The organism is Novosphingopyxis sp. (assembly GCF_965218915.1).
In the GTDB taxonomy this organism is placed as follows: Bacteria; Pseudomonadota; Alphaproteobacteria; order Sphingomonadales; family Sphingomonadaceae; genus Novosphingopyxis.
On sequence record NZ_OZ244708.1, the window covers coordinates 2,624,877 to 2,648,783 of the forward strand.

13 protein-coding genes and 1 tRNA gene are annotated in these 23,907 nt (G+C 63.3%); 5 read left to right on the plus strand and 9 right to left on the minus strand.

Annotation, left to right across the window (positions count from 1 at the left end; genetic code table 11):
* Positions 1-22: 22 nt before the first annotated feature.
* The 9 genes from ACOQPC_RS12385 to ACOQPC_RS12425 form a co-directional block, all read right to left on the minus strand.
* Positions 23-2,179, minus strand: a complete 2,157-nt coding sequence (locus tag ACOQPC_RS12385; RefSeq protein ID WP_420606031.1) for a GumC family protein — start codon at positions 2,177-2,179, stop codon at positions 23-25.
* Positions 2,180-2,486: 307 nt separating this feature from the next.
* Positions 2,487-3,752 carry a nucleotide sugar dehydrogenase gene (locus tag ACOQPC_RS12390; protein WP_420606032.1) on the minus strand — a complete coding sequence of 422 codons (1,266 nt, stop codon included), beginning with the start codon at positions 3,750-3,752 and terminating at the stop codon, positions 2,487-2,489.
* Positions 3,753-3,791: 39 nt separating this feature from the next.
* The gene (locus ACOQPC_RS12395; RefSeq protein ID WP_420606033.1) at positions 3,792-4,787 is read right to left on the minus strand and encodes a GDP-mannose 4,6-dehydratase; all 996 of its coding nucleotides are present in this window, start codon (positions 4,785-4,787) and stop codon (positions 3,792-3,794) included.
* A 322-nt stretch (positions 4,788-5,109) separates the two neighbouring features.
* A tRNA-Leu gene (locus ACOQPC_RS12400) sits at positions 5,110-5,194 on the minus strand.
* 279 nt (positions 5,195-5,473) lie between these two features.
* Positions 5,474-6,883, minus strand: a complete 1,410-nt coding sequence (locus tag ACOQPC_RS12405; protein WP_420608139.1) for a coniferyl aldehyde dehydrogenase — start codon at positions 6,881-6,883, stop codon at positions 5,474-5,476.
* A gap of 549 nt (positions 6,884-7,432) precedes the next feature.
* On the minus strand, positions 7,433-7,759 hold the full coding sequence (locus tag ACOQPC_RS12410; RefSeq protein ID WP_420606034.1) for a HigA family addiction module antitoxin: 327 nt from the start codon (positions 7,757-7,759) through the stop codon (positions 7,433-7,435).
* Between the two features lie 43 nt (positions 7,760-7,802).
* Positions 7,803-8,084: a type II toxin-antitoxin system RelE/ParE family toxin gene (locus tag ACOQPC_RS12415; protein WP_420606035.1), complete on the minus strand. Its 282-nt coding sequence runs from the start codon at positions 8,082-8,084 to the stop codon at positions 7,803-7,805.
* 189 nt (positions 8,085-8,273) lie between these two features.
* The gene (locus ACOQPC_RS12420; RefSeq protein WP_420606036.1) at positions 8,274-8,783 is read right to left on the minus strand and encodes a hypothetical protein; all 510 of its coding nucleotides are present in this window, start codon (positions 8,781-8,783) and stop codon (positions 8,274-8,276) included.
* 299 nt (positions 8,784-9,082) lie between these two features.
* Positions 9,083-19,870: a hypothetical protein gene (locus ACOQPC_RS12425; RefSeq protein WP_420606037.1), complete on the minus strand. Its 10,788-nt coding sequence runs from the start codon at positions 19,868-19,870 to the stop codon at positions 9,083-9,085.
* A 358-nt stretch (positions 19,871-20,228) separates the two neighbouring features.
* Here ACOQPC_RS12425 and ACOQPC_RS12430 point away from each other — a divergent pair, with 358 nt between their 5' ends.
* From ACOQPC_RS12430 to flgI, 5 genes are all read left to right on the plus strand, one after another.
* Positions 20,229-20,960, plus strand: coding sequence for a flagellar hook-basal body complex protein (locus ACOQPC_RS12430; RefSeq protein ID WP_420606038.1), 732 nt, complete (start codon positions 20,229-20,231; stop codon positions 20,958-20,960).
* Positions 20,961-20,988: 28 nt separating this feature from the next.
* Positions 20,989-21,735 carry a flagellar hook-basal body protein gene (locus ACOQPC_RS12435; protein WP_420606039.1) on the plus strand — a complete coding sequence of 249 codons (747 nt, stop codon included), beginning with the start codon at positions 20,989-20,991 and terminating at the stop codon, positions 21,733-21,735.
* Positions 21,736-21,892: 157 nt separating this feature from the next.
* Entirely contained in the window at positions 21,893-22,219 is a 327-nt protein-coding gene (locus ACOQPC_RS12440) for a hypothetical protein (protein ID WP_420606040.1), read from the plus strand.
* On the plus strand, positions 22,216-22,794 hold the full coding sequence (locus tag ACOQPC_RS12445; RefSeq protein WP_420606041.1) for a flagellar basal body L-ring protein FlgH: 579 nt from the start codon (positions 22,216-22,218) through the stop codon (positions 22,792-22,794). The genes ACOQPC_RS12440 and ACOQPC_RS12445 overlap by 4 nt, the downstream gene beginning before the upstream one ends.
* Entirely contained in the window at positions 22,794-23,903 is a 1,110-nt protein-coding gene (flgI, locus tag ACOQPC_RS12450; RefSeq protein ID WP_420606042.1) for a flagellar basal body P-ring protein FlgI, read from the plus strand. The genes ACOQPC_RS12445 and flgI overlap by 1 nt, the downstream gene beginning before the upstream one ends.
* The last annotated feature ends 4 nt before the right edge of the window (positions 23,904-23,907 follow it).

Consider the following 23,907-nt stretch of genomic DNA (forward strand, 5'->3'; position numbering starts at 1 on the left):
ACACAATCAGCGCCTTTCAAAATCATACTATAATTCGCCGTTCGTTTTCAATGGCACCATCAGCATCCGATTGTTCGTACTTGTAGTCATAGGAATAGCCGTAACCATAGCCTTCGGTACCCTGTTTATATTTCGTAATCACCGCGCCGACCACATTCGCGCCCGCTGACTTAAGCTTTCGGATCGAATTTCTTGCATGAGGAACATGCACCTTACCAGATTCAATCACGACAACGGTGCCGTCGGCAATGCCGGCCAATGCCGGAGCGTCGACAAATTCCAGAATGGGGGGAGCGTCGATAATGATAACATCGAAGCGCTGCCGCAGTTCGCTCAGTACCGAACGTATCTTACCTCCGGCAAAAAGTTCCGAAGGGTTCGGCGGCGTACCGCCAGCGGGGATTAACGAAACTCCGCTGGCGCCTTCTACAATTACCTCATCAACCGTAGCATGTCCGGTCAACAGATGAGTAACGCCCTTCTGCTCGTTCTGGCCGCTTTTAAATGTTGGTCGCCGGAGATCGGCATCCATCAGGACAACACGCATTCCCATCCGGACGAAGCTGCGAGCGAGACCATAGGACGACGAGGACTTTCCCTCCTCCGGAAGAGTGCTGGTTAGCAATAAAGCTGGCGGCACTCCTTCATTGGATGAAAATTGCAAAAGGTTTGCCACCGCCAAATAGGCTTCGGTCACCGGTGATTTCGGATCGTCCAGTTCCAGCCTTGGGGTCGTATCATCGGCGATTATAGGAATGACACCCAATGCCTTGAGGCCAAGACGGTTTTTCACATCGTCCGGGCCGACAACGAACTCGCGAAGCATGTCATAGGCGAAACTTCCCAACAAACCCGCCAATAAGCCGAACGCCAAACCAACGCCGAGATTAAGCGAAAGGATCGGGGATACCGGGCTGCCCGGTGCGGTTGCACGATCGACGATCGCAACCTCGTTTTCGCCGACACCGCCGGCTACGCCAACTTCTTTGTAGCGTTGCAGCAGCGCATCATAGAGAGCTCGGTTCGTATCAACTTCTCGTGAAAGGATCGTGAACTGGCCGCTATCCGCACGTTCGTTCAAGACCGATGTTCGAAGCTCGTTAAGTTTTTCGCGCAGCGCTTTTTCTTCACCCAAAGCAGCTCGGTATTCGGCGGCATAGGTTTGCGCATTGCCTTGATTACCGCGGCGAGCCTCGCTGGAAAGCACGGCAATCTGCTGGTCGAGCTCTACAATCTCCGGATAATCGTCCTTGAAGACTTCCGCTTTTTGCGCCCGGTCCGCCTTTAGTTGGCTGATTTGGGTTTGCAGCGCTCGGTCTCCCGTCTGTCCGCTTTGAGCCAAGGGTGAAAACTGACGATAGCGCTGCTCCGTAGCGATGCGTTTGTTTTCGGCTTCCGCAAGCGCCGCGGCTACGCTCGCCAGCTGTGCATTGTTGATCGTTTGAGACGTGGGATTGCCGCCGCTCTCGCTTTGAATCGTTACAATTCCCTGATTTCGTTCAAAGTCGACCAGCGCCCGCTCGGAATTCTCCAGCGTATCTCGAATGGCTTTGAGACGATCCTGTAAATAATCGCGCACGAATGCCGACTGCTCGAACCGTCGATCCAAATTGGCCTGAATGAAGTTTTCGGCCAGAGAATTCGCCACACGCGCAGCCAATTGCGGATTGCCGGACGCGAACGAAACGTCGACCAGACGACTCTCGCGAAGCGGCTCCACGGACGTGCCGCCTCGTACCACGCCCTGAGCGGCACGAGCCCGCGTATTTCGCGCCAGCTCCTGATTTACAACCTCGGGATCATTGGCAAGATTTAGACTGCGTGCAACACGCTCTGCAAGAGAGCGCGATTGAAGCAGGCCAATCGCGGTCTGATCGGAAGCGATATCGCGCTGAGGGGCCTTCTCCACATCCCCGACGTTGATGACTTCGGTCGGTTCCGGATTGATCTGCAAACGGGTCGTGGCGCTATATGTCGGCGGGGTCACAAGCGTCAGGGCAAGGCCGCATAATAGACCCGCTATACCCGTCGCTATGATCACCCATTTATGACGACGAAGCGTCTGTGTGATTTGAACCAGGATCGGAGATTCGCTGGTCTCGTCCCCAACATCATCTATCATCCCGACGGGCTCAAGCCGGCGCGCTCCCATATTCGGGTAATCGACTACTCGTTCCATGCTCAATCCTGAAACCTCTACTCGCTCGAACGGTAATGTCCGTTCTTATTGTCAGCCGACATTGCGCTCCAAGCATTCCGGATGTTCGGAGTGCATAATAGCGGTGCCCGCTGCTAGCGCCAGAAAAACTCATCCAGGCTCTTCAACCAGGTCAAACCGACGGGCCGTTCATCCGCGGGGGGCTTATTCCGCAAGGACAACGACGTCAACCGGAGTCGGCGGGCGGCTGTGATAATCGCGAAATCGGTCGTTCAACATTGGGTTTCAACGCTTTCGACGTCCCCCCATGACTTCAAAAAACCATTCGCTAAAGTGACCAAAATTCGAGCCTTTCGGACAAGAGATTCTCGGCGTTCCAAATCCGTTTCAGATCGACCACGCTTCCCCCCGGCAACAGTAAATCCGCCAAATCGCCAGAAGACAATGAGCGGTAGCTCTCGTGCGAGACAGCGCCAATGACACAATCATAACGGCCCGAAAGCGCCTCATTTTCAAGGTTGATGCTGTACTCCTTAAGGGTTTCTTTCGGATCGGCCAATGGATCGTGCACGGTGACGTGGTGACCGAGGTGTTCGAGCGCTTTTACCAAATCCACCACTTTCGAATTGCGAATATCGGGTACATTCTCCTTGAATGTCAGGCCTAATAAGAGGATCGATCCGGCAGTGCTTTTCCGAGCCTTATGGATTTCTCCGGCCAACCAGCCTGCCATGCCGTCGTTCAGTGCGCGACCGGCGAGAATGACATTGGGATCATAGCCAAGTTCCTGTGCTCGATAACTGAGATAATATGGATCGACACCGATACAGTGACCACCTACCAAGCCCGGCTGAAACGGCAGGAAATTCCATTTGGTTCTCGCTGCGTCCAGCACGTCCCAGATCGAGATATCCATGTGCGCGAAAATCTGCGCCAATTCATTCATGAATGCGATATTCACGTCGCGCTGAGCATTCTCGATAACCTTGGCCGCCTCTGCGGCACGGATCGATTTGGCGCGAAATACCCCGCCCGAGGTCACCTTGCCGTACATCTCTGCCAGCTTTTCGGTGACGCCTGGGCTTTCGCCCGCAATCACTTTCGTGATGCGCTCGACAGTATGCTCTCGGTCTCCCGGATTTATGCGCTCAGGAGAATAGCCCAGAAAGAAATCTTCTCCCCTTGACAGACCCGCCACCTCCTCAATCAGGGGGCCGCAAATATCTTCGGTAACTCCGGGGTAAACTGTGCTTTCATAAACTATGATTGGATGGCGATGTTTATCGATCATGCCCGCGACGGTGCGTGTAGCGTTTTTGACGGCGCCAAGGTCAGGCTTTCGATCGGCATCGATCGGGGTGGGCACGGTAATGATGTAAACATCGGCAGGGGGACAAGCCGCCGAATCGCTCAAATAAGTGAGCGAACTCGCTTTTAATCTCGGCTCGTCAATTTCTGCGGTACGATCATAGCCGGTGTCCAGCTCGGAAATCCGCTTCTCGTCGACATCGAGCCCCACCGTATCGAAATGCTTTGCAAGGGCGACGGCAAGCGGAAGGCCCACATAGCCGAGGCCGACGACGACGATTTGCAAGATAAATATCCTTTAACGAATGTTACGGTGGCCGAGCTTTCAGAGACCGTGATAATCCTTGTACCACGCCACGAAGCGGGGCACGCCCTGTTCGATACGCGTTTTCGGCTCGAAGCCGAGGTCGTTCTGGATAGCAGCGATATCGGCATAGGTTTCCTGGACATCGCCAGGCTGCATCGGATGCATCTCTTTGATGGCTTCCAATCCGCAGGCCTGCTCGATCAATCCGATCATGCCCATCAAATCTTCCGAGCGATGATTGCCGATATTATACAGCCGGTGGGGATTTCGGCTACCGCCGGCTTTGGGCTCGCCATCGTCGGGCGGGGGATTGTCCACGCAGGCGACGATCCCAGTGATGATGTCGTCGATATAGGTGAAATCTCTGCGCATATCGCCATTGTTGAAAACAGGTATCGGCTTGCCTTCGAAAATTGCCTTTGTGAAAATCCACATCGCCATGTCCGGGCGCCCCCACGGCCCGTAAACGGTGAAGAACCGCAGTCCGGTCAGCGGGATGCGATAGAGATTGGCGTAGGTTTCACTCATCAGCTCGTCCGACTTTTTGGTCGCCGCGTAGAGCGAAAGCGGATGATCGACTCTGTCCTCTACGCGAAAGGGTAGCGTTGCGTTACCGCCATAGACAGAAGACGATGAGGCATAGGTCATCGGCACCTCCCGCTCCCGGGCAAGTTCGAGCAGGTTGAGATGGCCAACCAGATTCGACTGCACATAGGCGCGCGGATGTTCGATCGAGTAGCGGACGCCAGCCTGAGCGCCGAGATGAACAATCCCGTCGAAACGATGCTGCGCCAGGGCTTCGTCCAGAGCGGCGTGATCCGCAAAATCGACTTCGATAAAGGTAAAGGCATTTCCCGCCCGTTCTTGCACGCGAGCAATGCGATCACGCTTCAGCTGCGTAGAATAATAGTCATTGACGTTATCGATACCCGTTACGGTATCACCGCGAGAAACCAGGCGCTCGATGAGATGATGGCCGATAAAACCGGCCGCTCCGGTAACGAGATAATGCATATATGTTCCTAACGCCGAGGTCCGCGGGACGGCCCGCCCTTCCGGCTCCGATCGCGGGCCGTCCTTGCAACTCGCCTGCAGGATTGCAACACGCAATCATTCCTCGCCGGTCGATCAGCGCCGTAAGCTCGCGTGCCACCCGCGGATCAGGCTGTCGAACACGAATCCGGAGCGAAGCGTGGAGAGGCGAGGGTTGTCGAGCATCACTTCGGCCGACAGCTTCTCGGTTTCCCGCTCTCATCCTCGAGCGCCCGGTGCTGCCGGGCCTCCGACGCATTCAAGCCCCCCTTGCGGTGAACTTATCGGACCCTGCTATCATAGTTGGTGCGGGCGGTGGGAATCGAACCCACACTCCTTGCGGAACGGGATTTTGAATCCCGCGCGTCTACCAATTCCACCACGCCCGCGCACGTGCCATGAAGCTCTTAGCCGCGCCCAACTTCGATTTACACATAGTTTGACGCATCTAGGCCAAATCGCCAAAAATGATCATCGAAGCAGTCCGTTCTCGCTTGCCCTTCCAGAGACGCTTCGTCTCGTTTCCTCCATGATCCTAAACATCTCGACTCGAGCGCGTCTACCAATTCCATCACGGGACCCGGGCATCGAGATGAAGCGCTTTAAGGGGCGATCGTCCCCGGAGCAATGCTTCGCGGCGACAATTTGCCCCTGCCCCGGTCGCCCCCTCATTTCTTCAGCATCGCCTTGAGCGCCTTGGCCGTGGCCTTGCCATAAGGCGGCTTGAACCCGCCGAGCCCGGCCACGTCGAGCCCCGGCTGGCGATATACCGCGCGGGCGTGGCTAAAGGTCTTGAACCCGTCCACTCCGTGATAATGGCCCATGCCGGACGGCCCGATGCCGCCGAACGGCAGATCTTCCATCGCATTGTGGAAGAGCACATCGTTGACCGTCACCCCGCCGGAGACCGTACGCGTGAGCACCGTTTTCTCCTCCTGCGCATCTTGGCCGAAATAATAGAGGCCCAGCGGGCGGTCGTTCGCGTTCACATAATCGATCGCCTCGTCGATCGAGTCATAGGTCCTGACCGGCAGCAACGGGCCGAAAATCTCGTGCCTCATCACCGCCATGTCGTCGGTGACGCCCCGCAATATGGTGAGCGGCAGCTTGTTGCCGTTCGATCCCGCGAAATCCTCCCCGCCAGGATTGACCTCGATCAGTTCCGCGCCCTTCTCCCGCGCATCGTCGAGATAGCCGCGCAGCCGCTCGGCGTTGCGCGCGTTCACCACCGATGTGTAATCGTCATTGCCCAGCAGCGTGGGATAAAGCACCGACACGCTGTCCTTCAGCGCGCCGATCATGGCCGGTTCCTGTTCCTTTGCGACCATCAGATAATCGGGCGCCAGGCAGATCTGCCCGGCATTCATCATCTTGCCCAGCGCGATGCGCTCGGCGGCCTTCGGCATGTCCGCCGAGCGGCCGACGATGGTCGGCGATTTGCCGCCCAGTTCCAGCGTAACCGGCGTCAGATTGTCGGCCGCCGCGCGCATGACATGGCGCCCCACCTCGGTCGCGCCGGTAAAGATCAGATGGTCGAACGGCAGCGCGGTGAACGCCTTGCCCGCCTCCGCTCCGCCGGTGACCACCGCCATCTCCTCCTCGTGGAAATATCTCGCGACCAGTTCGGCCATGAGCGCGCTCGTCGCGGGGGTGAATTCGGACGGCTTGACCAGCGCGCGGTTGCCCGCCGCGAGCACACCGGCCATCGGCACCATCACCATGCCGACGGGGAAATTCCACGGCGCGACGACGCCGACCACGCCCTTGGGGCCAAAGTCGACGCTCGCCTTCGCGCCGAGCAGGCCGAGCGGAAACATCGGACGGCGCTTTTCGGAGCGCGCCCAGTGGCGGAAATGCTTTCTGGCATGCTTCAGCGCGGTCACCGACGGGCCGATGTCGGTCAGCAGGGTCTGCTCGCGGCTGCGATGGCCGAAATCCTCCGACACCGCCCGGGCAAAATCCTCGGCATGGTCGGTGAGCAGGAAGATCGCGCGGTTGAGCCGGTTCTCGCGAGCCGCCATGTCCTCGGGCATCGCCGCGGTAAACGCCTTGCGCTGGCTATCCAGCAAGGCGCGCATCCGGTCCGGGCTGTGGCTGGCCGTCTGCGCGTCCTGTTCGGTTATCGGCATAACGTCTCCGTTGGTTCGTTTTGCTCCGCGATAAGGCAATTCATTGCGATTTGAAACGCACATAAAAGCTTCGCCGCGCTGCCGGTCCGCGATCGAGGCGGCATATTCGCTGGTGATCCCCGCCACCGCCGCCGACGCGGGCGTGCCGTTGTTGCCGGTGTAGCCCATTTCCACGCCGTTGAACCGATACCGCACTACACGCTTCACACTGTCCAGGGCGGGAAAAACTGCAGTAGCCGGAAGTTCGCGGAGGGCGCACACACGGGGGGCGGGAATTCCGGTGAAGCGAGACGTGCCAGCGATAAGCTGAGCGAGCCGTTACGGCGGCTGCGGCAGCGGATGGCACGAGCCGTAACGGTGGCGCTCACGGAGCCGGGCGGCACGGCGCGCCGTTACAATGACCGCAGCAGGCGCGGGGTGATCGACGGTGTGAAAGAGCGGCGTGCCTTGTAGCAGATCGGGGGCGTGTAGGACAGCAGTTTGCGAACGCTGGACGCGCTAGCCGAAGCCGAGCCGCGCGGCGCCTTCCTCCCCACCCCGCTCGCGGCCCAGCACCGGCAGGCGCGCGATTTCCGCGCCCTTGCTGCGCTCGGCGATGCGCAACTCGTAAAGCTTCTGGAGGTTGAGCCAGAACTCGGCGCTGGTGCCGAAGAAATGCGCCAGTCGCAACGCGGTGTCGCCGGTGATCGCGCGCCGGCCGTTCATGATCTCGGTGATCCGGCCGGTCGGCACGTCCATCCGGCGCGCCAGCTCGGCCGCGCTCATGCCGAGCGCTTCCAGATCCTCGCGCAGCGTCTCGCCGGGATGGATGGGGGTGCGTGCCATAATAAGCGTCTCCTCGTGCTCGATCATCCTCATGCCGGACATCCTAATGATAATCCACGATCTCGACCTCCGTGGGGCCGGGCGAGCCCTTGGGCCAGGCGAAGCATATCCGCCACTGGTCGTTGACGCGGATGCTCCACTGGCCCTTGCGGTCGCCGCGCAACGCCTCCAACCGGAGGCCCGGCCGCCGGAGATCGCGCAGTCCGGTCGCCGCGTCGAGCTGGTCGAGCCTCAGTTCGGCGGCGCGCGCGAAACCGGCAAAGGCCGCGACCCGCTTGCCGCCATGAAAGGCCCGCGTGCGCTTGTCGCGAAAACCGACGATCATGCGAGGGATATAGAGCGGTTCCGCGTTACGTCAAGCGTACACGGGGGGCGGGAATTCTGGTGAGGCGGGCGATGTCTGCGATAAGCTGAGCGAGCCGTTACGGCGGCTGCGCTAGCGGTGGATGCGCGGGGATCGACGGTGTGAAAGAGCGGGGGTCCTTGTAGCGGAGGAGGGGCGTGTAGGACAGCGTTAACTTTGCGATGGCGCGCCAAAGAAAGGCGTGGCGGGCAGGTCGATCAGCAGATCGGCGGGGATCAGCGGATCGTCGATCTCGACCGGCAGGCCATAGGAACGCGCCAGATTGGCGAGGCCGATGCCCCAGACCGAGAGGAACTGGTCCACCGATCCCGTGAACATGTCCATGCCCTGCCCCTTGCTCTCGCGCTTGTGGCCGGCGATGATGTCCGGAAAGGCCGCCTGCGCCTGTTCGGGATCGTCGTTCAGGATGGCCTCGAACATTTGCGTGTAGCCGCCCCAATTACGCCCCTGCTGCTGGCGGAACTCCTCGATCCAGTGGCGTTTGACGTTCTCGCCGTCGTCATCGACGAAGCTCTTGAGCAGATAGCCGAGCGCGAGCGTGAAGGGATGGTCGCACTCCTTCTCGATCTCGGGGCGGCCGCCCAGCCGGGCGGACAAAACACGCGCGGTATCGAAATCGCCGGCACCTAGAGCATCGAACAGTTCTTTGTAACCGATCATCGAAACGTAGGAAGAATCGATAGGTTCTCCAGAATCGAAACGTTGATATAGAGAGAGCTCAAGGGAAGCACACTCACTTACCCCTCTTCGGAAAGAGACAACTTCTCCTTTCATGAGGTAATCCATAATCCCACGCCATCTAACTTCACCTTGCAATCCGGATGTTTCATATCCTTTTCGATCACGCTCAGAATCCGCAGCCCAAATCCTAGCTTGCGCTGCCCTTGGAGGTTCTCTTGAGATTTCCTCTACATAGATTTCAGGGTAGTGTTTGAGATCACGTTTGTGCATGTTCGATCCTAGCTCGGCGGTAATTTAATGCGATTCCAACGATTGATATTATCCGGAGTTAAAATATTAGCTTTTGTGCGAATTATCGATCGGTTGGAAAAAAGTATGTCATATGTAGCACGCACTGCTGGATCATTAGCATCTCTCATCAGCAAAATATTCTTATCGAGCCATGGTCTCGACAACTGCACCCCCTTGCTCGACTCCGCGAGACTGGCGTAACCGGAGGTCGAATATTTGCTCTCGGTGATAATAATGTCGTCGATCGCGCCGGAAGGGCCGTGGCGCACGAACACGCCGTCGAACCCCTGGTTGCGCGGCAGGCGGGCGGCGAGCGGCGTGTAGCCCGCGCGCGACAGCGTGCTCGACGCGCGGGCTTCGGCCAATATGCCCTTTTCGGCGGTGGTGAAGGTGGCGGTGACCACCGGCGCGGCCGCCGGCGCCGTCCGGCCCGCCACGCGGAACAGATGGCCCGCCGCGCTGGTGAGGCCGGACGCGGTGGACACCGCGCCCCCGCCCAGGGTCGGCGGCAGTCCGCCCAGCACATAGCCGATCTTGCCTTGCGCCAGCGCGCCACCCATTCGGCGCAGATCGCCGGGAATGCGGCTGACATCATAAGCGATATCGGAAACGACATTGTTGACCGGCCGCGCGACAACTCTGTCGTAGCTCGTGCCGGGGCCAATCGTGTTCCGGTAGACATTGCCGTAATAGGCCGTGACCGGAGCAAGTGCCCGTTCCGCACCGTGATAGGCCCAGCGGGTGACATCGACCACCTTGCCGCGAACCTGATCGGCGGCGACACTGACCGTATCGACGAACCGCTGGCCACGCACCACGATATCGTCGTTCCACTCGACCGTGCCGTCGCCGTCTCGATCGAGCCAGTCCGTCAGCCCCGACACGATGCCGCTGCCGAATTCCTTCAGATTCCGCAGGAACGAACCGGGCGAGTCCAGCCAGCCGCCCGCGGCGTTGACGGTAAGCCCGGAGCGCAGCGCCGCCAGGCCGGTCGGCACGCCGATGCCCTGGCTCTGGAGATAGCCGGGCAGGCCTAAGTCGCTATATCTACCGCCGCCCGGCGACCAGGCCGCGCCACTTCCGCCGCCCCCACCACCGCCGCCGCTCGCCTGCGCGCGGGCCTCGGCGACCCGCTGCCACAGCGGCGTGCCCAGCGCGGAAGTCACGCCGCGGCCGATCACGCTGGGCAGCGTGGCGACCACATTGTCGCCGAAGCTGGTGCCGGTGATCAGGCTGCGCGCCGCCGCGCTGGCGAGGCTGTCGGCGCCGATCGCCAGTCCGCCGATCCCGGTCCGGCCGCCGGCGAACCGCCCCGCCGCCGCGCCCACGCCCGCCGCCGCGACCCCGGCCCAGTCGAACTTGCCTTGCAGGCCGGTCGCCACGCCGATGCCTTGGGTCAGCGCGCTGCCCGCCACCGCGCGGCCGACGGTGGCCGCCAGGCCGCCGCCGGGAAGCGCCGCGCCCAGGCCTCCGCCCACGCCGCCCGACAGTGCCGACAATGCCACGCCCTTCCACGAGAACTTGTCCTGGATGCCGGTGGCCACGCCGAACGCCTGGCTGGCGGCCGAGGCGAGCGCGCCGGTGATCGCGCCGCCCACGATCGCGCCCCCGGTCACGCCGAGCGAGGCGGTGAGGCCGGTGGCTACGGCAGCGCCGTTCGCTCCGATGATGGCCGGTGCCCCGATGATCGCGGGTCCGGCGATGGCGGCGACCGCCACCGCGACGACCACCAGCAGCACCGTGCCCAGCCCGCCGCAGCCCTTCTTGTGCCCCGCCCTTTGCGGTTGCGGGGTGGTCGGCTGGACGTCGCCGATGCCGTTCGCGGGGTCGTAGGGGGTGAACGTCGACGCGTTGAACGTCGCGCGCAGCACGCCGGACGGCAGCCGCAGGCGCTGGCCCGCGGTCAGCGCGCCGGCGGCGGTGCCGGGGTTGGCCTCCGCCAGCTTGTACCACAGGCTCGCATCGCCCCACAGCCCCGCCGCGATGCCCGCCAGCGTGTCGCCGCCGCGCACGGTGTACTCGCCCGCCGCGCTGCCCTGATCGTAGCTGGTGATCGGCGCCGAGGACTGCTCGAAGTCGGCCGCGCCATTGGCATGGCCCAGCCGGAACGCCCCGCCCTGGCTCGTCGGCGACGGTTCGCCGCGCTGCCGGTCCGCGATCGAGGCGGCGTATTCGCTGGTGATCCCCGCCACCTGCGCCGACGTGCCCGTGCCGTTGTTGCCGGTGTAGCCCATCTCGACGCCGTTGAACCGATACCAGATTTCGTGCGGATCGCCCACCGTCGCGGCGCTGGAGTCCGACTCGTCGCGCGCCACGATCTGCCGGTTGACGTCGGTGACGTAGCTTATGCTGCGCGGCCGCCCGTCGTTCACCGTGATCCCGCCCAGATCGCCGTCGATGCCGTAGTCGTAGGCGGTGGTGAACACGGCCGGCTTGCTCGTATCCGCCCGGTAGCGCACCGCGCTCGCCCGCGCGCCGTCGAACCAGACATAGTCGGTCTCGGTACGGCTGGAGGGCTGTACGATCATGCCGGTGGCGCCCGGCGCGGCCTTCCAGTTCGCCGTCTCGGCCAGCACCGGCGCGCCCAGCGCGTAGCCGCTGCCGTCGGGCTTGACGAACGAATAGGTCGTGTCCGAACGGGTGACCCCGTCGGCGCGCGCGGTGATCACCGCCTCGTACACCGCCTGCCCCTTGCCGTTCCAGGTCGTCTTCTTCTGATAGGCGACGCTGGTTCCGTTCGCCTCATAGTCGATCTGCGTGGTCTGCCGCCCGAGCCGGTCATAGCCGTACCCCGCCCGCAGCACCCCGGTGCCGGGCGGCGGCGTCACCGTGTAGCTGCCGTCATGATTGTCCTCGTACCCGCTCGCCGCGACCCGCACGCTGACGAGGTTGCCCGCCGCGTCGTAGCCATAGCTCTCGCGCACCTCGGCCTCGTACCAGTCGCTCGCCACATGCCAGCCGTCGCCGTCGCCGGGGTCGGGAAGCGTGGGCGGCGGGACGTAGCCCTGCGGATCGGTGCCGGGATCGGTGCCCTGGGGATCGGTGCCGGGATCGGCGGGCGGCGGGTCGCCGGCGAGGGAAGCCGGCGACGTCGCCGCCTCCGGCGCGGCGTAGAGCGGCGCGGCGTCGAGGGGGGCGGCGTCGAGGGGGGCGGCGTAGGGCGGGATATCCGGCGTTTCGGCGTCGACCGGGGTCCCCGGCGTTTCGGCGTCGACCGGGTTCCCCGGCAGGGGCCGCGCGTCCGCGATCGTGGGCGGCAGGTCCGGCCATATTTCGGTATCCGCCGGATCCTCGCCCGGCACCCACACCCGGTCCGCCTCCGGCCCCGGCGCGAACGCTCCGCCCTGAGCGTCCGGAGCCTGGGCGTCCGGATCCTGGGCGTCCGGAGCTTGGGCGTCCGGAGCCTGGGCGCCGGTTTCGGTGGGCGCCTCCGCCTCGGCCCGCAGCGCGGCGAGGCGCAGCAGCGTGGCCTCGTCCGGAACCGCCGCCGTCTCGTCGAGGCCGGCCGGCGCCGCGCCGTCGTCCGCGCCGTATTCGGCACCGCCGTCGTCGGCTATGGCAAGCGCCGCGCCATCGGTGGCGGCAAGCCCCGCGGCCGAAGCCTGCGCGGCGAGAGTCTCTTCGGCGAGAGTCTCCGCGGCGATTTGGGCGAGCAGCAGCGCCGCCTCGTTGTCGGTATCCGCGCCGGCCTGCGCAGCGGCCTGATCCGGCGGCGGCGGCGGGGCGGCGCGCTGATCGCCATAGACCTGATAGTGCGCCTCGCGCCACGCCGTGTTCACCGCCCGCACCCGCTGCCCGGCCACGTCGTACAGATAGTCGGTGCCCGTCCACCCGCGCCGGATCGCCCCGCCGACCAGCTGGCCCTTGTCGGTCACCAGCCGGTTCATGCTGTCGAACGCGTAATAATAGTCGCGGTACGAGGCGCTGCCCGCCGGGTTGCCCTGCGCATCGAGCGGGCGGTACTGCGTGTAGGTGCGCCGGACGTTGCCGTTGGCGTCGTAGGCGAAGGCGGTCGAGGCCCTGGGCGGTCCGTCGCCGCCCTGGGACCAGGACGTCATCCGCCCCAGCGCGTCGTAGGAGGCGCCCTGGTTCTGGATCGTGCGCGCGGCGCCGCCCACCGTCTCCACCGTGTTCTCGTAGGTCTTGTTGCCCGCCGCGTCGTAGCGATAGACCGCGTTCTGGCGGTGGAGCGCGCCGTCGCCGGATCGCCACGTCCGCACCACCCCGTCCAGCCGGCCCGTGTTCAGCCAGGCATAGTCGTCGCCCACGCCCTTGCCGCCATAGCTCACCGCCTCCCGGGTCAGCCGCCCCGCCCGGTCGTAGCTCAGCGTGCTGACATGCCCGCCCAGATCGACCCGCTTCAGATCGCGCCCGTAAAGATCCGCCTCCACCGTCATCGTCTTGAGGTTCGCATATTGCGTCACCGTGCGCCACCCGCCCCTGCCCTCGGTCTTGCCGTTCCACAGCGACCCGTCCCAGGCATAGTCGATGGTGGTGGTGTCCCCGCCCTTCTCGACCCGCGCCACCACGCGGCCCTGCTGGTCGTAATAGATCCGCTCGCCGACCGTGCTCGTCTGGTTGTTGTCGTTCGCGGTGACCCGCTGGCCGAGCCCGTCATAGGTAAAGGTTTCCACCAGATTGCCGGCATGGTTCACCTGCGTCACCCGGCCCAGCGCGTCGAACCCCTGCGTGGTGACGCGCCCGATCTGGTCGGTCACCGTCCGGGCGTTGCCGTGGACGTCGTAGAGGGTGTTGACGGTGCCGCCGTCGGCAAAGGTGATCGCGGTCACCAGCGCCTCGCTGCCGCCATAGCCGGTGCCCGCGAGCAGCGAGCGGCGGGTGAGATTGCCCGTATCGGCCACCTTGGACGTGCCGGCGCCCGCGATGCCGCCATTGGCGTAGCCGCCGTTGGCGTCGCGCGTGGCGATCAGCCGGCCCGACGCGTCGTAATAATTGTCCTCCGCGGGCCGCACATATTGGGTGCTGCCGTTGGCGAGCGTGATCTGGACCGTCGGGCTTTCGGTGCGGATGAGGCGGCCCATATTGTTGTAGCTGTAATCGATCCGGGCGCCTCTGGCATCGGTCTCGCCGGCCACTTCGCCGAACGCGTTGTAGCTGCGCGTGGTGGTGAGATCGGTGAACTTGGTGCTGTACAGCTGGCGCCGGGGCTCGCGGACGACGATCGCCTGGTTGCGCTTGTCGTAACGGGTCAGCGTGGCGTTGACGCCGTCGACATCGGCCGCATGCACCAGCGCGGCGCCGCCGAACATGTCCAGCACCTGGGCGATCGTTTTGTTCGCGATGTCGGCGCCCGCCGTCGCGACCGTCAGCGACTGGTTGCCGTTGGCGTCGTACAGGAAATATTTCCAGGTGCCGTCCTCCGACGTCGTGCGCCAGAGCCGGCCCGCATCGTCATAGTCGAGGCGTTCCTGCAGGCCGTTGATGCCGCGGGCGGTCACCTCTCCGAACGCGTTGTAGCGGATATTGGTGACGTCGCTGGCGGCGTTCGCCCCGGTCAGCGAACCGGCCGCGCCGAGCGACCAGCCCGCGCTGTCCGCCTGCATCACCCCCTGCTTGGTGACGCGGCCCTCCAGATCGTAGATATAGCCGATGCCTTCGCTCTTGTTTCCGGCGGGCGTGGCGCGGACATAGCTTTCGCGCGTCACGCGGCTGGCGGCGTCATAGCCATAATTGCGCGAAAAGCCGGTGGGATCGATGGTCTGGGCGAGCCGGCCGCGCTTGTCGTATATATAGCGAGTGACGCGGTCGGCCTGCTGGACGCGGGACAGATCGTTCAGGCCGTTGTAAAAATAATCGACCGTCGGGGTGACCGGGCCGCCATATCCGGCATAGCCGCTGCGCCGCTCCTGCGTCAGCCGGCCGCTGTCGTCATAGCGGTAGGCGCTATATTCGCCGGTCGCCTCGCTTTTGGAGATCACCTGGCCAAGCGCATTGTAAAAATAATGGATGGTGGAATCCTGGCGGACCGCGCCGCCAGCGCTGTAGACCAGCACCTTGAGCCGCGTTTCGGTGAGGCGGCGTCCGTTCATGTCATAGGTGAAGTTCGTGATCCGATCGGAATTGTCGTTCCTGGCGACGGCGGGCGGCGCGGCGATGGTGGCCGCGGCCGCGCGCGCTTCGTAGCGCCGTTCGCTCAGGACGTTGCCGTCGGCGTCGTAGCTCCAGTCGGTGCGATAGTTTTCGGCATCGACCGATACGCTCTTGCGCCCGAGCCGGTCATAATAATTATAGGTCTTCGTACCGTTTGGATCGGTGATCGTCAGCACGTTCCCGGCCGCGTCATAGCTGTATCGGGTCGACAGGTCCTGCACCTGTACCGCCAGCGACGAAACATAGCTGCCGGTCTGGACCGAGGGGACCTTGGATTCGGTCAGGCGGTCGTTGCCGTCGTAGACGAACAGCGTACGGCGATCGGGGCCCGATCCGTTCGGCGGGGTGCCCCCGGCGGCGGGCAAAGCGACCTGCGTGGCATATACCCGCGTCTCGGCGACGTTGCCGTTCGCGTCGTAGAAATTGCGCGTCAGCGTGCCGGTGGCGCTGATCTGATGGGTGACGCGGTCCAGCGCGTCGTAATAATAGAGCGTCCGCGCGCCGACGGGATCGACGCTCTCGATGAGATTGCCGCGGGCGTCATAGGCATAGTTTTCGGTGAGCGCGATCTTTTGGCGGTTGTTCGTATCGCCCTGGGCATAAACATATACCTGGTCCCCCACGGTCCGCACCAGCCGGTCCATCAAATCATAGCCATAAAAGGTCGTGCGCTCTTCCGGCAGACCGTCCGCCTCGATCATCTTGACGCGGTTGCCGCGCGAATCATATTCGAAGCGGTTGGTGGTGGTGGTGGAGAGGCGGACGCCATTGGCGTCATAGCTGTCCGCCGGCGTGGTTTCGGCGATGAGCAGACCACGCTTGTCGAACGCGTTCGTGGTGACGCCGCCCAGCTTGTTGCGGACCGCGATGCGCTGGCCGAACGCGTCGAGGGTGTAGCTTTCATATTCTCCAAAGGCATCGGTGGTTTTGACCAGGCGGCCCAGCCGGTCGTAGAGGAAACTGGTCGCGGCGTCGTTGTCGTGCGGCGCGAAAGCGGGCTGCGTGCCGACCGCCGGCGTTCCCGATGCCCGATTGTAAAGGCGGGTCACGCTCTCGATTTCGTCGAAATTGTTGTAGGTCGTGCGCGTGCCATAGCCTTCTGCGTCGACCGACAGGATCAGACGGTTCGAGCCGTCATAATAATTGAGCGAGGCATTGCCGCGCGCGTCGGTGGTTTTGACGGCATTGCCGCGCGCGTCATACTGGAAAGCGGTCGTGCCGCCGAGCGCATCGGTCCTGGTCAGAACCTGTCCGTTCCGGTCATAGGTGAAACCGGTGATGTTGCCGCGCGGATCGGTCAGCGATACCAGATTGCCGAGGCCGTCATAGGCATAGGACGTGCTCTGGCCCAGCGCATCGGTCTGCTGGATCAGCTTGCCCGCGGCGTCGTAAGAATAGGTCGTGCGGCTTTCCTGCACACCTTCGCCATGGGCGCGGATGTCATATTGCTTGGCGCCATTGGCATAATAGCCGATGGAGCTGTGGATGCCGGCGGGATCGGTGACGTCGCTCAGCCGCCCGAGATTGTCATAGGCGAAACGGGTCTCGGCGGGGATGCCCTTGTTTGCGTTGTTCAGGGTCAAGGCCGTCCAGCTGTCGGTCGGAGCCAGCTTGACCGGATGGCGCGCCTGCCGGGTGACGCGGCCTTCCGCGTCATAATCGATCTGCGTGGCATAGCCTTCCGCGTCGATCGTCCAGCGCAGTTCGTCGCGCGCGTTATAATAGTTCCAGTCGATGCGCACATCCGCGCCGTTGGCGGCGGCCCATGCGTCCAGATCCCCGACCGGCTTGAGCGTGCTCGCCCCGTATCGGGCGGCGAACCGCAGCGTCTTGGCGACCCGGCCGGAACCGTCATAGACGAACCCGGTCACCCCCCCGGTGGCGTCGATCTCGTAAGCGACCTGACCCAGCGCGTTGTAGACGGTGAAGCTGCGGCGCCGCGCGCCCTGGCTGTAAAGATCGGCATCGATGACGACGGCCCTGATATTGTCATAGCTGAAATCGGTGGTGCCGGGATCGATCGCGCCGTCATATTGCAGTAAGTCGGTCACCTTGCCCGCGACATTGTAGTTGAACTGACTCACCTTGAAGTCATCATCCACCGTAAAGATCAGCTGTCCCTGGCCGTCATAGACATAGTTGGTGCGTTGATGGACGGCTGCATCGGGCGCGACCCTGTCGCGCAGCCATCTTAAGCTCTGGGTCTCCCGGTAACCGTCCCGCGTCACGATCGTGTAGCGGATGTCGCGCACTTTCTGCCCGGCCGCATCGTAGACCGATTCGGTGAGATAGCCCTCGGGATTCAGCGTGCCGATCAACCGCCCGTCGCGATCGTAGAAATGACGGACGAGGCTGTCCAGGGCGGGATCGGCGGTGACGGTGACGGGGGCTGTCGGCAGTTCCGATTTGAGCGCATAGACCGCCGCGGCGTCCAGTTTGGTCGCGTATGATTTCGTCGAGATCAGACGATCGGCCTTGTCGTAGCCGTAATCGGTGACCGCGCCGTCCGCCGCGATGGTCTGCATGACGCGGCCGCCCTCGTCGTAAACGGTCCATTGCCAGATGTCGTAGGCGCCGTTGCTTTTCGGCCGGATCGAATCGACCGACGGACTGTTCGCCGGATCGGCGAGGAGCGCCATGTTCGCGGCGGTCACGGCATTATAATAGCGGATCGTCACGATCACCCGGCCGTCGGCGTCATAGCCATATTTCGTGGCCTGCCCGTCATGGCCGATCTCGGCGGTCTTGCGGCCCAGGGCGTCGTACAGGAAATAGCTGCTACGCCCGGTCGCGTCGGTCGCGACGCGGACGCGCCCGTTGGCGTCATATCGATATGTGGCGGTGTCGCCTTCGACGAGCGCGCCGCTTTCGGTCTGGCTGACGAGATCGCCGGCCTTGTTGTAGACCGAGGTGGTGGTCAGCCCGGACGCGGAGGTGATCACCGTCCGGATGGCGCTGTCCTGGAACAGGATCGACGTCGTTCCGCCATCGGCGGCGGTGGTGGAGACCATCCGCCCCAGCCCGTCGTAGAGAAAGGTCTCGGCGGCCTCGCCCTCATTGTAGCGCGACAGCAACTGGCCGGCCTGGTCGTAACCGTACCAGACCGAGCTGTATCCCGCCGAAATCGAGGCCGCGCCGGCGGCGGTTGCCGAACCGTAATTGACGGTACGGCTCACATTGCCGCGCGGGTCGTAGATATACTGCAGAATCTTGACCGAACTGCGATCGGGGATCGCATCGCGCCAGGCGTCGAGATCGGCTTCGCCGATGGGATCATAGTTGTTGCCGATCTGGTAGTTCTGTTCGGGATAGTCGATCTGATAAGTCCGGTTGCCGACGGCGTCATAGACATATTCGGTAACCCGTCCCTCGCCCGAGACGGTATAGCGCAAATGATTCTCGGCGTCGTAAGCGTAGCGCCTGATATTCCAGGTTTCGCTTTCCGTGGCAGAGGAGCCCCGGTTATATTCGCGGATCAGATTGTTGTTCGCGTCATATTCGCGGGTGGTGACATTGCCGTTGGGATCGGTGATCTGGGTGATGTTGCCGTTGCCGTCATGGGCATAGGCGGTGACCGAACCGGAAGGATCGGTGACGGTGGATAGATTTCCGGCCGGGTCGTAAGCGAAATAGGTGTTCCGGCTGTGGGGATCCAGCAATCGCGTGAGCTGTCCGTTGGCATCGCTATAGAAGCGCGTGCGATTGCCTTCGGGATCGATCACGGCGGTATAGGAGGACAAATAATATAGCTGCGTCAGGCGCGTTTCGCCGGACGCGACGGTTTGACTGATCTCGGTGACGCGCCCGCTGTCGTCATAGGTGAAATCGACGCGCGAACCGTCGGTCTGCCCGATATAGGCGATCCGATTGGTGGAGCCGACATAGCGGTAGCCGGTGGCGTAGGTCCTGTCGTCGGCGATCGCATTGTCTTCGGGCGAGAGATCGGTGGTGACCAAGCTCAGCCGGTTGTGATCGTCATAGCTGTAGCGGGTCCGCGTCAGCGTCTGCGTCACATTGCCATTTTTATAGCCGGTGACGATGCTGGTGATGTTGCTGCCCGACCAGCTGTAAGCGGTGTAGCCGCCGTCGGCGGTGGTGACGCGGGTCAGCTTGTCGCCGGCATAGGCAAAGGTCAGCTTGTTGCCGTCGCTGTCCTTCTGCTCGGTGATGCGCCATTCGGACGCGTTGCCTGCCGCGTAAAGCTCGGTGATCCGGCTGTCGCCGTCGGTCCAGGTCCAGGTTCCGCCGGCAAAGCTCAGCCGATCATGGGCACCGCTGCCGTCCGTGGTTTCGTAATAGCTCCCCTTCCAGACATAATCGGTAACCGCGCCGTCGCCGGCGACGCGCCGGATCGTGCTGCCGGCGGTGTTGACCGTTCCGGTCAGCCCGAAGATGCGCCGGTCGGTGCTCTGGCGCCACTGATCGCCATTGTCGTCGCTCGCCTGGGCGAGGCTGTTGTAGGTCCGCGAAACCGCGAGGTCCGGTCCGAGCCCGACCAGGAATTCGTCCTGACGGGCGATGACGAGGTTGCCGGTCGCCGCGTTCAGCGAAATCTGTTCGCCGCCGCGCCCCTGCGCCGCCGAACCCAGCAGCCCGGCGGCGCCGAGCGTCGCGGCGGAACTCTGGGAAAGACCCGCGGACGAACCGGTGAAAATCGCAACCATGCGTAGCTCCCCTCATGGCCATCGCGACAGGTTCGGCGATGGCGTGTGGGAATATTGATCCGACGGTCGCGCGAAAAGTTTAGGGCTTCGAAGAAATTTTTTTCAGTGGTCGCACGGCGCGAGTCGCCACTCCGATCCGGCTGCCCGAGCCATCGAAAAGACCCGCGCACACGTGCGGAGTCTATGGCCAGAGGCAAATTATGTCCGATCTGGATCGAATAAAGGAAGTATCGACTCCCAGTGAATCGGGTATTTGCGGTTTTGTCGATAGGTTTTTGCCCACGATAAGTAAATTTTTCGGATTGACGAAAAACCGACTCGCTATAGTTCTTATAGCGGGCAAGGGGGGAGTGGCGTAATGGCCGGGTTCATCGACGTAATCGGGAGTCGTATATCCAATATTCAGCAATATCTGGAGCGCTCGTCGCTCAATATTGCGAATATTTCGACTCCCGGTTACAAGCGGCTCATGGCGTATGAAGGCGTCGTAACCGGTCGAAACGGCGATGCTTCGGCGGTTTCTTCTTCGAAAACGCTGGCACTTGGCACGGCGTCGACCGGTTCGTCTCGATCGGACTTCAATCAGTCGGAATTCGAAAAGACCGGCAACAGTCTGGACCTGGCGTTGTCCGGCGAGGGCTTCCTGCTGTTCCGCGCCGGCGACGGATATATGTACAGCCGTGGGGGGCAGCTCAGCCGGTCCGAAGATGGCACGCTCGTGAACGCACAGGGCTTCGTGCTCCAGTCCACCGACGGGGAGGATATCGCGCTCGACCGGGAGGATGTCGAAATCCGCGGCGACGGCACGATCCTCGACGACGGCCTGCCCGTCGCGCGGATCGGCATCTTCCGGCCCGATCCGGCCGGGATGACCAATGTCAGCGGCTCGTTCTTCGAGGCTTCGGCCGCCGCCGCCATCGAGCCGGCGGAGGGCACGATGCTGCGGCAGGGCATGTACGAACGCTCGAACGTATCGCTCGGCGACGAGATGGCGTCGATCATGCTGCTGATGCGGCAGGCCGAAAGCCAGGCGCGCGTCGCGCAAATCTGGGACCAGCTGTCCGGCAAGGCGATCAACGCCTTTTCCTGAGATCGGCCTTTCCTGAGGGGGAAAATAAATGAACGGTGCATTCCATATCGGGTCCATCGGACTCAGCTCGCAGCAGCGCGCGCTCGACACCATCGCCAACAATATCGCCAACATCAACACGCCCGGCTTCAAACGCGCCAACATGCGCTTCTCCGAACTGATCGCCGGTTCCGGCGTTGCGGGCGAACAGATATTCGGCGGGGTCGGCGCTTCGACCGACTTCTCTCTGTTCGAGCAAGGCGAATTGCAAAATAGCGGCGACGCGCTCGACCTGGCGATCAGCGGCAAGGGGTTCATCGAGATCATGGGTCCCGACGGTCAGACTTTTCTCTGGCGCGGCGGCAGACTGAAGGTCGGGGAAGACGGCCTGCTTGCCACGCAGGACGGACTCGCGCTGCGTGCCGCGATCCGCGTACCCGACGACGCCACATCGCTCGAAATCGGTCGGGACGGCGTCGTCAGCGGGAGCCTTCCTGATAGCGAGGAAAAAATCGAATTCGGACGGATCGATCTGGTGCGGGTGGATAATGCCGAAGCGCTCGAGCGCCTCGATGGCGGGCTTTATCGGGTAGCCGATGACGCCCGGTTCACGGCAGGCGCGCCGGGTGAGGACGGGCTCGGCTTCCTGGCCCAAGGATCCATCGAACGCTCCAATGTCGATCTGACCGTGGAAATGGTGAAGCTCATGATCGTCCAGCGCGCTTATGCCGCGAACGCGCATGTCGTTCAGGCCGCGGACCAGCTCGCCGGCCTCGCCAACAACCTGCGCAGCTGACGACAAGGCAATGTTTACAACCGCTTTCATGATCCTGGCATTTGCTTCGCCGGACCCCGTGTCCGCGTTGCCCGCTTCCCGGATGCCCGCTTCCGAGGCTGCGGCTCCGGCTACCGCAAGCTGCTGGATATTGGCGCGCGCGGTGGAAGCGGGCGCGATGATCGACACCGATATGCTGGAAACAGCGGCATGCCGCGACAAGGCACCTCGCCCTGCACTGGATTATGATCGCGTTACCGGTGCCATCCGCGCAAGCGAAGCGATCGAAACTGGAGCCTATCTGGGGCGCCTGACCCTGCCGCGCTTCACCGTCGATGCCGGCGACGACATCACCTTGCTGTCGATCGCCGGCCCGGTCCGCATCGAGCGCACCGTGCGCGCGCTCCAGCCGGGCCGAGCGGGCACGCCGCTGTTCGTGACCGATGCGGACGGCAACGTCTTTCCGATCGAGCTGGCGAACGCCGACGAAGGAACGAGCCGATGAAAACGCTACCCCTGCTGTGCTGCGCCGCGCTGCTGGCCGCGTTGCCCGCGTCCGCCCGGGCGGACAATCTCTATCGCGGCGGCAGCTTTCCTTCGCTGGCCACCGATCTGCGCGCATCGCAGGTCGGCGATCTGGTGACCGTGATCATCTATCAGAGGAGCAGCGCGACCACGACCGCGCAGCAAAGCTCGAACAAGCGGACCGACCTGCAGGGCGATCTCGACGTCGGCGGTATCGACGAGGGCGGCCGCCTGCGGATCGGCGGCGGCTATGCCGGGCGCGGCGAGGCCCGCCGTTCCGAACAGCTCGCCACCACGATCAGCGTGTCGGTTTCCGCGATCCTGCCGAACGGCGATTTCCTCGTCGAGGGGCGCCACGACATGCTGGTGAACGGCGAGAAGACCCTGATCGGGCTGCGCGGGCGCGTCCGTCCGCAGGATATCGGGAACGGCAACGTCATCCTCTCCTCGCGGATCGCCGACGCGCAGATCGAATATGACGGCAAGGGCTATGTCAGCCGCAGCGCGAAGCCGGGCCTGATCAACCGCATCTTCAGCTTCCTGGGGCTCGGCTGATGCGCCTTCTCGCCCTGCTCCTGACCGCGATGCTCGCCGTGATCCCCGCCCCGTCGGCCGCCCAGGAAGTGCCGATTTCCGGGCTGGGCCGGCTCGACGGCTGGCGCGACAATTCGCTGATCGGCTACGGCCTGGTGACCGGCCTCGCCGGGTCCGGCGACACGCGCCGCAGCGGCGTGACGCGCCAGGCGCTGCAGAACGTGCTGAGCCGGCTCGGCACGAACGTCACCGAAGACCAGATCAGCAGCCGCAACGTGGCGGTGGTGATGGTCACCGCGGTGATCTCGGCCTCGGCCAATGTGGGAGACCGGATCGATGCCAATGTGTCGTCGATCGGCGACGCCCGCAGCCTGGCCGGCGGCACGTTGCTGATGACGCCGCTGCTGGGGCCGGACCAGCGCCCCTATGCGCTGGCGCAGGGTTCGCTCACGGTCGGCGGCTATAATTTCGAGGCGAACCTCAATGCACAGCAGCGCAATTATCCCACCAGCGGCACGCTTCCCGGCGGCGCGATGGTGGAGACGCCGGTGGATTCCAATGTTCTGATCAACGGGGAAATCGGCTTCCTGCTGACCAACCCCAATTTCGCCACGGCGCAGCGGATCGCCGACCGGGTGAACCAGCGCTTCGGCTTCGGCAGCGCCACCGTGCGCAATGCCGACGACGTGCGCATCCGGCCGCGCGGCGGAGCGGAAGGACTGGCCGCGTTCATCGCCGAGTTTCAGGCCCTGACCGTATCGCCCGAGCGCACGCCGCGGATCGTCATCAACGAGCGTACCGGAACCATCGTCGCGGGCAGCGACGTGCGCATTTCCAGCGTGGTCATTTCGCAGGGCGACATCCGGGTCACGGTGCGCAGCGACGTCGAGGCGTCGCAGCCCAGCTTCATCGGCGGCTTCGCCAGCGACGTGAGGAGCCTGGCGATCACCAATACCGACCTGACCGTCGAGCAGGACTTCAACAACGCCGTCGTCAGCTTTCCGAACTCGACCGTCGCCGATCTGGCCGAAGGGCTCGCCCGCGCGCGGATCGACACGCGGCGCACCATCAGCATCCTGCAGGCGATGAAGGCCGCGGGCGCGCTCCACGCCGAAATCGTGGTGCAATGACCAT